This is a genomic window from Achromobacter sp. 46006, from assembly GCF_059761975.1.
Map to the genome: position 1 here is coordinate 1 of NZ_JCBANN010000048.1, position 12403 is coordinate 12403.

Consider the following 12403-nt stretch of genomic DNA (forward strand, 5'->3'; position numbering starts at 1 on the left):
CTGCCCGCCCGGCCTCCAGGCCGCGCAGGCAGGGCGCCTTCTTTTTTTGGAAAGCGAGCATGAGCGGCAGCCAGCGCACCGTGGATACCGTCTGCCCCTATTGTGGTGTCGGCTGCGGCATGACCCTGCACGTGGAGCATGAGCAGGTGGTGAAGATCACGGGCAACCGCGAACACCCCAGCAACTTCGGCCGCCTCTGCACCAAGGGCGCCTCGGCCCACATTCCGCTGCGCCAGGCGGGCCGCCTCGAACACGCCTATGTGCGTGCCCGGCGCGGGCAGGAGGCCGTCCCCCAGCCCATGGCGGACGCCCTGCGCGAGACCGCCAGGCGATTGCGCGCCGTGATCGACACCCACGGCCCCGACGCCGTCGCGCTATATGTGTCGGGGCAGATGTCGATCGAAGCCCAGTACCTGGCCAACAAGCTGGCCAAGGGCTTCATCGGCACCAACCACATCGAGTCGAATTCGCGTCTGTGCATGGCCAGCGCCAGCAGCGGCTACAAGCTGTCGCTGGGCGCGGACGGGCCGCCGGGCTCGTACCAGGACATCGACCGCGCCGACCTGTTCCTGGTGATCGGCGCCAACATGGCCGACTGCCATCCGATCCTGTACCTGCGCATGATGGAGCGGGTCAAGGCCGGCGCCCGCCTGATCGTGGTCGATCCGCGCCGCACCACCACCGCCGAGAAAGCGCACCTGCACCTGGCGATCCGGCCGGGCACCGACCTGGCACTGCTCAACGGCCTGCTGCATCTGCTGCACGCGGCGGGCAAGACCGACGCGGCCTTCATCGCCGCGCACACCGATGGCTGGGAAGCGATGCCGGACTTGCTGCGCGACTATGCGCCCGCGCGGGTCGAGGCGCTGACCGGCATTGCCGTCGCGCAGTTGCGCCAGGCCGCCGACTGGATCGGCGAGGCGCCGGAGTGGATGAGCTGCTGGACCATGGGGCTGAACCAGAGCACGCACGGCACCTGGAACACCAACGCGCTGTGCAACCTGCACCTGGCCACCGGCCGCATCTGCCGGCCGGGCAGCGGGCCGTTCTCGCTGACCGGCCAGCCCAATGCCATGGGCGGGCGCGAGATGGGCTACATGGGCGCCGGACTGCCGGGCCAGCGCAGCGTGCTGTCGGCCGCCGACCGCGCCTTGGTCGAAGCGCGCTGGGGCGTGCCGGCCGGCACGCTGCACACGCGACTGGGACAAGGCACCATCGACCTGTTCCAGCGCATGGCGGCGGGCGCGGTCAAAGCCTGCTGGATCATCTGCACCAACCCCGTGGCCAGCGTGGCCAACCGCGCCGATGTGGTGGCCGGCCTGCAAGCGGCGGAACTGGTGATTGCGCAGGACGCCTATCTGGACACCGAAACCAACCGCTACGCCGACATCCTGCTGCCCGGCGCCCTGTGGGCCGAGGCCGAGGGCGTGATGGTCAATTCCGAGCGCACCCTGACGTTGATGCCGCAGGCTGTGCCGCCGCCCGGCGACGCGCTGCCTGACTGGCGTATCATCGCCGCCGTGGCCTGCGAGATGGGCTATGGCCATGCCTTCCAGTACGCCAGCGCGGCGGAGGTCTTCGACGAGATCGCCGGCTTCTCCAATCCGGCCACCGGCTACGACTTGCGCGGCGCCAGCCATGCGCGGCTGCGCCGGACGCCGCTGCAATGGCCCTGCGCCAGCGCCGACGGCCCGGACCGCAACCCGATCCGCTATCTCAATGACGGCATCAGCCAGCCGCTGCGGCAGGCAGACGACGGCGGCCGTCCACGCCTGGCGTTCGCCACCGCCAACGGCCGCGCGCAATTCCACGCGCGGCCGCACGTCGATCCGGCGGAATTGCCCGACGCCGACTATCCGATGGTGCTCAACACGGGGCGGTTGCAACACCAATGGCATACGCTGACCAAGACCGGCAAGGTGCCGATGCTGAACAAGCTCGATCCCGCGCCGTTCGTGGAGATCCATCCGGATGATGCCGCGGCGCTCGGCATCGGCGCCGGCGACAGCGTCGAGATCCGTTCGCGGCGCGGGCGCGCGGTGCTCCCCGCCGCCGTCACCGACCGGGTGCGGCCCGGCAACTGCTTCGCCCCCATGCACTGGAACGATGTGTATGGCGACGACCTGTGCATCAACGCCGTCACCAGCGACGCCATCGACCCGGTTTCGCAACAGCCGGAACTGAAGTTCTGCGCGGTGGCGCTGTGCCGCGTGGCGGCGCCCGCCGGCAGGACCAGGCACGGCGCAGCCCCTGCCGCGTCGGCTGTGGCGGAGATGACGCCGGCCGCCAATGACGCCGCCCCCCGCATCATCGGCCCGCGCCCGCGCGTGACGCTGCTGTGGGCCTCGCAGACCGGCAATGCCGAATCGCTGGTGGAACGCAGCGCCACGGCGCTGGCCGCCGCCGGGTTCGAGCTGCGCACCGCCTGCATGGCGAACTGCGCGGTCGACGATCTGGCCCGCGCCCAATACCTGTTGCTGATCACCAGCACCTTCGGCGACGGCGATGCGCCCGACAATGGCCAGGACCTGTGGCGCGCGCTGTCGGCGGCCCATGCGCCGCGGCTGGCGCCGCTGCGGCATGCGGTGCTGGCGCTGGGCGACAGCAATTATGACGACTTCTGCGGCCACGGCCGCCGGCTCGACCAGCGGCTGGCACAACTGGGCGCGCAGCCGCTGCTGGCGCGGGTCGATTGCGACACGGACTACGAAGCGCCGGCCAATGCCTGGCTGGAGAGCGCCATCGCCGCCATCCACGCGGCCGAGGCCGAACGGCATGGCGATCCGACGCGCGGCCTGATGCCGGCCGCCAGCGCGTCGATCGTCGAGCCGCCCGCTGCAGCCGCCCCGCCGTCCGGCATGCGTCCCGCGGCGCCCTCCCGGACGCGTCCGGCGCGCGCGCGACTGGTTGGCAACCAGCGGTTGAACGCCGGCGGCGACAAGGACACGCGCGCGCTGGCGCTGGACATCGCCGGCTCGGGGCTTGCCTACGAGGCCGGCGACGCGCTGGGCGTATGGCCGCGGAACTGTCCCGAACTGGTGGAGGAACTGCTGGCGCAGACCGGCCTGTCCGGCGACAGCGCTGCCACCGTGCCTGGCGTGGGCGACATACCGCTGGCCCAGGCGCTGTCCGACCACTACGAAATCGCCCGCCCCGCGCCGGCCACGCTGGCGCTGATCGCCGAACATGCGCGCGATCCCGGACTGCGGCAGTTGCTGGCAGGGGAGCGCCGCGCCGACCTGCGGCAATGGCTGTGGGGCAAGCAGTTGGCCGACGTGCTGCACGCGTTTCCGGTGACACTGCCGGCGCAGGCCTGGCTGGGCGCGCTCAAGCGCTTGCAGCCGCGCCTGTATTCCATCGCCTCCAGCGCCAAGGCGCATCCCGGCGAAGTCCACCTGACGGTGTCCGCCGTGCGCTACGACAACGGCCGGCGCCGGCGCAAGGGCGTCTCGTCGACCTTCCTGGCCGACCGCGCGGGCGATGCCGACGTGCCGGTCTTCGTGCAGCAGGCCAGCCACTTCCGGCCGCCCCGCCTGGGCGAGACCCCGATGATCATGGTCGGCCCCGGCACCGGCGTGGCGCCGTTCCGCGCGTTCCTGCAGGAACGCCGGGCGCGCGGCGACGCGGGCCGCAACTGGCTGTTCTTCGGCGAGCGGCACGCGGCCAGCGACTTCTACTATCGGGACGAACTGCAGGCCCTGCGCGACGATGGCCTGCTGACGCGATTGGACCTGGCGTTCTCGCGCGACCAGGCCGCCAAGGTCTACGTGCAGGACCGCATGCGCGAACAGGGCGCGCGGCTCTGGGCGTGGCTGGAGGACGGCGCGCATTTCTATGTCTGCGGCGATGCCGGGCGCATGGCCAGGGACGTGGACGCCATGCTGAGACAGGTGGTGGCCGAACACGGCGGCCTGGACGCCGATGCGGCGGCGGCCTACGTGGCGCGCATGGCGGCGGACAAGCGCTATGTGCGCGACGTGTACTGAGGAGAAGGCAAGGACCGCGCGGCTTCGCGCGCCCGGTCCTTGCCGCTCCCGGCCAGCAGGATCAAGGCGCCGGGTTCGGGTGGCGCACGTGGATCTGCTCGATGGCCTGCAGCAGTTCGGACGACAGTTCGACGTCGACGCTGTCGATGTTTTCCTTCAATTGCTGCAGGTTGGTCGCACCGATCAGGTTGCTGGTGACGAACGGGCGCTGGTTGACCCAGGCCAGCGCCAGGTGCGTCGGCGAGATGCCGTGCTGGCGCGCCAGGTCGACGTACGCGCGGGTGGCGGCCTCGGCCTGCGGGTTGCTGTAGCGGGTGAAGCGCGTGTACAGCGTCAGGCGCGCATTGGCGGGACGGGCGCCGTCCAGATACTTGCCACAAAGCATGCCCATGGCCAGCGGCGAATAGGCCAGCAGGCCCACGCCTTCGTGGTGGGTGAATTCCGACAGGCCAATCTCGTAGACGCGATTGAGCAGGCTGTAGGCGTTCTGGATCGAGGCGATGCGCGGCAGGCCGAGATTGTCGGAGGCCTTCAGGAACTGCGACACGCCCCACGGCGTTTCGTTGGAGACGCCCACATGGCGCACCTTGCCGGCGCGCACGAAGTCCTGCAGCACCGACAGGGTTTCCTCGATCGGCACGGTGTGGTCGTCCTTGACCCATGGATACGACAGTTGGCCGAAGGTGGCGGTGGTGCGGTCGGGCCAGTGCAACTGGTACAGATCGAGATAATCGGTCTGCAGACGCTTGAGGCTGGCGTCCAGCGCCTCGGTCAGGTTCTTGCGATCCAGGAAGGTCTTGCCGTCGCGGATGTGGCCGGGGCGCTTGGGATCGCGCACCGGGCCGGCCACCTTGCTGGCCAGCACGATCTCCTGGCGGCGCTTGCCGCGCGCCAGCCAGGTGCCGATATAGGTTTCGGTCAGGCCCTGGGTTTCGGCCTTGGGCGGCACCGGATACATTTCGGCCACGTCGACCAGGTTGACGCCGCGCTCGAGCGCGTAGTCCAACTGCTGGTGGGCCTCGGCCTCGGTGTTCTGCTCGCCCCAGGTCATGGTGCCCAGGCCGATCAGGCTGACGTCCAGGTCGGTGCGGCCGAGTTTGCGGTATTTCACGTTCTGCTCCGTGCGGAATCTCTGAAGGGGACGATTACCTTACCGCAACTCGGTTGGCGTTCAGCTGACGAAGCCGCGCGGTTGGCCCACCCCGTGGACGCCGCGGCCGCATCGGGCGGCGGCGCGGGCGGCCTGCCTCAGTCCCAGGCGGCGGCCAGGCCTTCCGGGCTGACTTCGCGGCCGTTGCGTTCCAGCGCGGCGATCTGCGCCATGTCGGTGTCGCTCAGGCGCAGGTCGCGGGCCAGCAGGTTGCTCGCCAGGTTCTCGCGTCGGGTCGACGACGGGATCACGGCGAAGCCGCGCTGCAGCGCCCAGGCCAGCGCCACCTGCGCCGGCGTGGCGTCGTGGCGCTGCGCGATCCGACCGATCACGGGGTCCTTGAGCACCTTGCCGTACGCCAGCGTCATGTACGAGGTGACGGCAATTCCCTGCCCATTCAGGAAGTCCACCAGTTTCGCGTTCTGCAGGTACGGGCTCAACTCGATCTGATTGGTGGCGATCGCCTCCTTGCCGACGGCGGCGATGGCCTCGCGGGTCTCGGCGATGGGAAAGTTGGAAATGCCGATCTGGCGCGTCAGGCCCTGTTCGCGGGCGTCCATCAGCCCGGCCATCATCTCGGCGATGGCGACGCCGTTGCCGGGCGCCGGCCAGTGGATCAGGGTCAGGTCGACGTAGTCGGTGCGCAGCCTGGCCAGGCTGTCCTTCAGGCTGGGCACGAGCCTGGCGCGGCCGTAGTTCGGCACCCAGATCTTGGTGGTCAGGAACAAGTCGGCGCGGGCGATGCCGCTGGCCTCGACGGCCTGGCCCACTTCGGCCTCGTTCTCATAGATCTGGGCGGTATCGACGACGCGGTAGCCGACGTCCAGCGCGTTGCGCACGGAATCGATGACGACCTGGCCCTGCAGGCGGAAGGTACCGACGCCAAAAGACGGGATGCTCATTTGAAACTCCGGATAAGGTGTTGGGATGGGTCCAGTGTGCCTGCGCGATACTTGCGGAATAAGCCCTGTATCGGCGAAATACTTTTGATATAACTTCAAATATGAAGACAACACTCGACGAAATGCAGGTGTTCATCGCCGTCGTGGATTGCGGCTCGATCACAGCCGCCGCCGATGCGCTGCAGCAGACCATTTCCGCCACCAGCCGCACCATGACGCGGCTGGAGGAAAAGCTGCAGACCACGCTGATGCGCCGCACCACCCGGCGGCTCGAACTGACCGAGGAAGGCAGCGCCTACCTGGAGCAGGCCCGCAAGATCATCGCCGCGGTCGAAGAGACCGAGGAACTGATGCGCGCGCGCCGCAACCAGCCGGCCGGGCGGCTGCGGGTCGACGCCGCCTCGCCCTTCATGCTGCACGTCATCGTTCCGCTGGTGCCGGGCTACCGCAAGCGCTATCCCAAGGTCGAGCTGGAACTGAACAGCAACGAGGGCAACATCGACCTGCTGGAACGCCGCACCGACCTGGCGCTGCGCATCGGCAGCCTGAAGGATTCTTCGCTGCACGCGGTGCCGATCGGCCGCAGCCGCGTGCGCGTGCTGGCCAGCCCCGGCTACCTGGCGGCGCACGGCACCCCCAAGCGGGTGGCCGATCTGCGCGAGCACACCCTGCTCGGCTTCTCGCAACTGGAATCGCTGAACGACTGGCCGCTGGAGGACGCCGACGGCCAACCGCTGCACATCCAGCCGGCGATCCGCTCGTTCAGCGGCGAGACGCTGCGGCAACTGGCGCTGAACAACGCCGGCATCGTCTGCCTGTCGGACTTCATGACGCGCGCCGACCGCCAGTCCGGCGCGCTGCGCCAGTTGTTTCCGCGCCAGACGCTGGACGTGCGCCAGCCGGTCAACGCGGTGTATTACCGCAACACCGCGATCTCCTCGCGCATCAAGTCCTTCATCGACTACCTGGTCGAATCGCTGGGGCCGCGCGGCTTCGACGAGTGAGCGCCGCCCGCGCCGGGCTCGCGGCGGCGGCTCCGGCATAATGGCTGCCTGAACCGCAATCTCACGCATCACCCATGAAAAGCAGCTCCCCAGGCGGACTCGTCTACTCCACCGAAGGCGGCCGGATGTGCCCGCAATGCCGCCGCCCGCTCGCCGATTGCCAGTGCAAGGCGGCGGCCCGGCCCGTGCCGGCCCCCGGCGGCGTGCGCGTGTCCCGCGAAACCAAGGGCCGCGGCGGCAAGGCCGTGACCGTGGTCAAGGGCCTGCCGCTGGACGACGCCGCCCTGGCGGCGCTGGGCAAGCAGCTGCGCACAGCCTGCGGCTCGGGCGGCACCGTCAAGGACGGCGTCATCGAGGTGCAGGGCGACCACTGCGACCGTATCCTGGCCGCGCTCGACAGACTCGGCCATCGCGCCAAGCGCGCCGGAGGTTGACCATCATGATCCTGGACCCCGCCATCGTCGACAGTTGGCACGCCCACATCTATTTCAACGCCGACAGCCGCGATGCGGCCTGGGCGCTGCGCGAGCGCATCATCGCCGCGTTCGGCGACGGCATCCAGATGGGCCGCTTCCACGAACGCCCGGTCGGCCCGCACCCGCAATGGAGCTACCAACTGGCGTTCGCGCCGGCAGCCTTGACGCCTGTGCTCACCTGGCTGGCGCTCAACCACGGCGCGCTGGACGTGTTCCTGCACCCCAACACCGGCGAATCGCTGCGCGACCATCGCGACAGCGCGGTATGGATCGGCCGCAGCCACACGCTCGATCTGGCCGCGCTGGGCGACTGACGCCCGCGCTCAGGCCGCCAGCGCGACCCGCGTCGGGGCGGCCGCCTGCGCATCCTCCCGCAGCTTGAACAAGGCCACGGTGCCGGCCAGCGCGCCGGCCTGGTCGCTCAGCATGGCCGAGGCCGCCGCCGACTGTTCCACCAGGGCCGCATTCTGCTGGGTTGCCTGATCCATCTCGGAAACGCTGCGGTCGATCTGGCTGATGCCGGCGCTCTGCTCGGCCATGGCGCCATGGATCTCGCCGACCAGCCGTTGCACCCGCGACACGCCTTCGACGATCTCGGTCATGGTCGAGCCGGCGGCCTGCACCCGCTCGGTGCCGCTGCGCACGTTCTGCACCGACGCCTGGATCAACGTGCGGATCTCCTGCGCCGAGGCAGCGCTGCGCTGCGCCAGCGTGCGCACCTCGCCGGCCACCACGGCAAAGCCGCGGCCCTGCTCACCGGCGCGCGCCGCCTCCACCGCCGCGTTCAAGGCCAGGATGTTGGTCTGGAAGGCAATGCCATCAATGACGCCGATGATCTCGGTGATGCGTTCGGACGACTGCGCGATCGCGCCCATGGTGGTCACGGCGTCGGTCACCACCTGGCCGCCGCGCTCGGCCGCGTGGCTTGCTTCGGTGGCCAGGCGGGTGGCGTGCTCGGCGGCTTCCTCGGTCTGGCGCACACTGGAGGTCAGCTCGGTCAGCGCCGACGAGGTTTCCTGCAGCGAGCCGGCCGAGATCTCGGTGCGTTGCGACAGGTCGCGGTTGCCCATTTCGATCTCGCGCGTGGCCGAGGACATGGAATGCACGCCGTTGCGCACGTCCAGCATGACGTGGCTGATCTTGTCGACGAACGCATTGAACGACGATGAAATCTGCGCCACCTCATCGTGTCCCACCACCGCCAGGCGGTGCGTCATGTCGCCATTGCCCGAACCGATGGTGTCCATGGCATCGCGCACCGCCGACAGGCGCTTGAACGCGCGCGACGTGACAACGCTGGCCAGCAGCACCGATACCAGCGTCAGCACCACCATCGAGACCAGCGTGGCATTGAACACCTGCGACAGGCCGGCGGTGGCCTCGGCCTGATCCAGCGCGATCACCAGGAACCAGTCGGTGCCCGGCACCCGCCGCGCCTTGAGCAGCTTGGGCACGCCGCCCAGCGCCAGCGACACCGGCGCGGCGCCATCGCGCGCCATGTCGGCCAGCACCGCCGGCGTGAGGCCCGCGGCCACGTCGGTCGATGGCTTGAGCGCCAGCCGGTCATCGACGTGCGAGATCACCTGGCCATCGCTGGCCAGCACGAACGCGGTGCTGGCGGGCGTGGGGCGGATGGCCTTGATGACGTCCTTGATGCCGTCCAGCGCCACCGCGCCGCTGACCACGCCGGTAGTCTGGCCATTGCGCACGATCGGCGCGGCAAAGGCCACATAGGGCTTGCCGGTGCCCGAGTCGCCATAGGGCTTGGTCACGGTCAGCTTGCCGGCCGCCACCGCGCTCTTGTACCAGGGGCGCGCCGTGGGGTCGTAGCCGGCAGGGGTCTGCGCGGTCGAGAAGTAGGTCTTGTCGCTCCAGCCGATGCTGGTGATGGGAAAACCGTTGGTCTCGCCCATGAGCCTGGTCAGGCCGCGCGGATCGCCTTTTTCGACCACCGCAGCGGTGGCGGCAACCGCCTGGGCCTTGTCGGCCGACCAGCGATCGATGGCGCTGGCATTGCCGGCGGCGATGGCGTCGAGGTCCGCGGAGAGGGTTGCCATCATGTTGTCGCGCACAATGTGGTAGATCGCGATGCCCGAGAGCACCAGCGCGCCGATAACGGTGAAACAGGTGATCAACAGGATCCGGTTGCGCAACGAGGTGATTTTCATGCTTGTCTTCTTACTGCATCTGCCCATGCCGGAGGGCACGGGTATCCAGGTACGCGGCGCACGCAGGCGTCCGCGCCACTCTGGCTTACGGCAAGGCGGCAAGGGACTTTAGGGCCTTGTCGCGACGGCAACCCGGCCTGCACAAGGGGGGTGGCGTTGTCACGCGGGCAAGGCATAATGAGGAGCCATTCCGTCGCCGCGGGACCCTGGATGCCTTGGCATGCCGGCAAGCCCCGCCACCGGCATCGCCATGCCAACGCCTGTCAAGGAGCTTTCGTTGGACTCCATACTCGCCGAACTGTCGACGTCGCTGCAGGCCGCCCGGTCGGTCGAGCAATTGACGCGCCCGCTCCTGGACATGCTTGGCGCCGTGACCGGCCTGGAGTCCACCTACCTGACATCGATCGATCCGGACGCCGAGCTGCAGCACGTGCGCTACGCGCGCAATGCCGGCGCGCTGCAGATTCCGGAGGGCCTGTCGCTGCCGTGGTCGGACACGCTGTGCAAGCGCGCCCTGGATGAGGGCCGCATGGCGACCACCGATGCCGGCCGTTGCTGGCCGGACGCCGAGGCCGCCCGCCACTTGGGTATCCAGACCTACGTCAGCGCCCCGATCCGCACCGACGAGGGTCAACTGCTGGGCACCCTGTGCGGCGCCAGCGCCAGCCGGCAGCCGGTGGGGCCGCAGGCCGAGTCGATCCTGCGGCTGTTCAGCAACGTGATCGCCAGTTTTCTCGAACGCGAACAACTGGTGGCGCAGTTGCGCGACGCCAATGCCAAGCTGCTGGCCTTCGCCCTGAGCGACCCGCTGACCGGCCTGCCCAACCGCCGCGCCCTGTACGAAGAACTGGACCGCCTGCGTGGCCGCGCCCTGCGCGACGGCGGCAGCGTGCTGGTGGGCGTGGTCGACCTGGACGGCTTCAAGGGCATCAACGACACCTATGGCCATCAGCAGGGCGACGTGTTCCTGCAGGAGATCGCGCGGCGCCTGGCGGTGGCCGTGCGCGCCTCCGACATGGTTGGCCGGCTGGGTGGCGATGAATTCGTGCTGATCGGGCCGGGCCCGGCGCTGGCGCGCGGCGATGCGGCGCCGGGGCACGAGGCCGAGCGCGGCGACGCCGAGGAGGCCGCCCGGTCGCTGGAAGACCGCGCCGCCGCGGCCACCGCCGGCCGCTACCCGCTCGGCGGCAGCATCCTGCCCTACGAAGGCGCCAGCGTTGGCGTGGTGGCGCTGGATCCGCGCGGGCTGTCGGCCGAGGAAGCGGTGCGGCAGGCCGACGCCCGCATGTACCAGGTCAAGCGCGCGCGCAAGGCGGCCCGCACCATCCATTGAGGCGCGGCGCCTGCTTCGGCCGGCCGGGGCTTGCACAACACATAAGTGTTTGCTAATGTGTTGCCATGATCGAAAACGACCTCTTCAAGGCATTGGCCGACCCGACCCGCCGCGCAATCTTCGACAAGCTGGCGCTGGGCGCCATGAATGCCAGCGCATTGCGGGAAGGCCTGGACATCAGCCAGCCGGCGGTGTCGCAGCACCTGGCGGTGCTGCGCCAGGCGCGCCTGGTGCGCGAGGAACGCCAGGGGCGCTATGTCAACTACGAGGTCGATCCGGATGGCCTGGCGCTGCTCGCCGGCTGGCTGTCCAAGTACCGCGCCTACTGGCCGGCGCGTGTCGACGCCCTCAAGGCACTGCTCAAGGACATGGACCAATGACGCCCACGGATGACTTGCCCCAGGACTCCGCCCTGGTGTTCGATTACGAACTGGACGCGCCGCCCGAGAAAGTCTGGCGCGCCATCAGCATCCCCGCCCTGCGCGACCAATGGCTGCCGGACGGCGCGCTGGCCGACACCGAACCGCTGGCCGCCACGCCGGGAGTCCAGGTGTGCTACCGCATGCGCGAGACGCTGCCGCCCTGCCTGGCCAGCATCGTCACCTTCCAGCTCAGCCCCACCGCCGATGGCGGCACCCGGCTCACCATCATCCATGCGCCCGACGATGCGCGACTGGCGCAGCCGCTGCCGCAGGCCGCCAATGATGCCTGGACCGGCTTCAAGCTCGCCGCCTGACGCCCCCTTCCCTTTACGCAAGACAGGAGTTCGCGCATGAGCGAAACGATGCAACTCGTCCCGATGGTGGTGGAACAGTCCGGCCGCGGGGAACGTTCGTTCGATATCTATTCGCGCCTGCTGCGCGAACGCATCATCTTCCTGAGCGGCGAAGTCAACGATGCCGTGTCGGCGCTGGTGTGCGCGCAACTGCTGTTCCTGGAAGCCGAGAATCCCGGCAAGCCGATCCACCTGTACATCAACTCGCCCGGCGGCGTCATCACCAGCGGCCTGGCCATGTACGACACCATGCAGTTCATCAAGTCGCCGGTGCACACGCTGTGCATGGGCACGGCGCGCTCGATGGGTTCGTTCCTGCTGATGGCGGGCGAGCCCGGCCATCGCGCCGCGCTGGCCAACGCCAGCCTGCACGTGCACCAGCCGCTGGGCGGCTTCCAGGGGCAGGCCTCGGACATGCTGATCCATGCCGAGGAAATGCAGCGCACCAAGCAGCGCATCATCCGCCTGTATGCCGAGCACTGCGGCCGCAGCTACGAGGACGTCGAGCGCAGCCTCGACCGCGACCGCTACATGACCGCCGAGGAAGCGGTCGAATGGGGCCTGATCGACCATGTCATGGATGCGCGCTCGGCCGGTTTCTGAGGCGGC

Annotated in this window: 11 protein-coding genes; 8 read left to right on the top strand and 3 right to left on the bottom strand. The window is 69.2% G+C overall.

Features of this window, described 5'->3' with window-relative positions; translation table 11 throughout:
- The first annotated feature begins 59 nt into the window (after positions 1-59).
- Positions 60-3986, top strand: coding sequence for a bifunctional nitrate reductase/sulfite reductase flavoprotein subunit alpha (locus AC6LKG_RS19700; RefSeq protein ID WP_498167151.1), 3927 nt, complete (start codon positions 60-62; stop codon positions 3984-3986).
- A gap of 61 nt (positions 3987-4047) precedes the next feature.
- Here AC6LKG_RS19700 and AC6LKG_RS19705 read toward each other — a convergent pair whose 3' ends face one another.
- Together AC6LKG_RS19705 and dkgB are read right to left on the bottom strand one after the other, a co-directional pair.
- Positions 4048-5097 (bottom strand): NADP(H)-dependent aldo-keto reductase, encoded by a 1050-nt coding sequence (locus tag AC6LKG_RS19705; protein WP_498167152.1) that lies wholly within the window; start codon positions 5095-5097, stop codon positions 4048-4050.
- A 137-nt stretch (positions 5098-5234) separates the two neighbouring features.
- Positions 5235-6038 carry a 2,5-didehydrogluconate reductase DkgB gene (dkgB, locus tag AC6LKG_RS19710; RefSeq protein ID WP_498167155.1) on the bottom strand — a complete coding sequence of 268 codons (804 nt, stop codon included), beginning with the start codon at positions 6036-6038 and terminating at the stop codon, positions 5235-5237.
- A gap of 101 nt (positions 6039-6139) precedes the next feature.
- On the opposite strand from dkgB, the gene AC6LKG_RS19715 reads away from it, so the two are divergent.
- From AC6LKG_RS19715 to AC6LKG_RS19725, 3 genes are all read left to right on the top strand, one after another.
- Entirely contained in the window at positions 6140-7042 is a 903-nt protein-coding gene (locus AC6LKG_RS19715) for a LysR substrate-binding domain-containing protein (RefSeq protein WP_498167157.1), read from the top strand.
- 74 nt (positions 7043-7116) lie between these two features.
- On the top strand, positions 7117-7476 hold the full coding sequence (locus AC6LKG_RS19720) for a translation initiation factor Sui1 (protein WP_498167160.1): 360 nt from the start codon (positions 7117-7119) through the stop codon (positions 7474-7476).
- Between the two features lie 5 nt (positions 7477-7481).
- Positions 7482-7832 (top strand): DOPA 4,5-dioxygenase family protein, encoded by a 351-nt coding sequence (locus AC6LKG_RS19725; protein ID WP_498167162.1) that lies wholly within the window; start codon positions 7482-7484, stop codon positions 7830-7832.
- Positions 7833-7841: 9 nt separating this feature from the next.
- Here the strand turns inward: AC6LKG_RS19725 and AC6LKG_RS19730 are convergent, their stop codons facing one another.
- Positions 7842-9686, bottom strand: coding sequence for a methyl-accepting chemotaxis protein (locus tag AC6LKG_RS19730; protein WP_498167165.1), 1845 nt, complete (start codon positions 9684-9686; stop codon positions 7842-7844).
- A 277-nt stretch (positions 9687-9963) separates the two neighbouring features.
- Between AC6LKG_RS19730 and AC6LKG_RS19735 the strand changes: the two genes are divergently transcribed.
- The 4 genes from AC6LKG_RS19735 (at position 9964) to AC6LKG_RS19750 (ending at position 12397) form a co-directional block, all read left to right on the top strand.
- Positions 9964-11019: a sensor domain-containing diguanylate cyclase gene (locus AC6LKG_RS19735; protein ID WP_498167168.1), complete on the top strand. Its 1056-nt coding sequence runs from the start codon at positions 9964-9966 to the stop codon at positions 11017-11019.
- 65 nt (positions 11020-11084) lie between these two features.
- Positions 11085-11399, top strand: a complete 315-nt coding sequence (locus AC6LKG_RS19740; RefSeq protein WP_498167170.1) for an ArsR/SmtB family transcription factor — start codon at positions 11085-11087, stop codon at positions 11397-11399.
- Positions 11396-11755: an SRPBCC family protein gene (locus AC6LKG_RS19745; RefSeq protein WP_498167173.1), complete on the top strand. Its 360-nt coding sequence runs from the start codon at positions 11396-11398 to the stop codon at positions 11753-11755. The genes AC6LKG_RS19740 and AC6LKG_RS19745 overlap by 4 nt, the downstream gene beginning before the upstream one ends.
- 36 nt (positions 11756-11791) lie before the next feature.
- Positions 11792-12397, top strand: coding sequence for an ATP-dependent Clp protease proteolytic subunit (locus AC6LKG_RS19750; RefSeq protein WP_498167175.1), 606 nt, complete (start codon positions 11792-11794; stop codon positions 12395-12397).
- Positions 12398-12403: the final 6 nt, after the last annotated feature.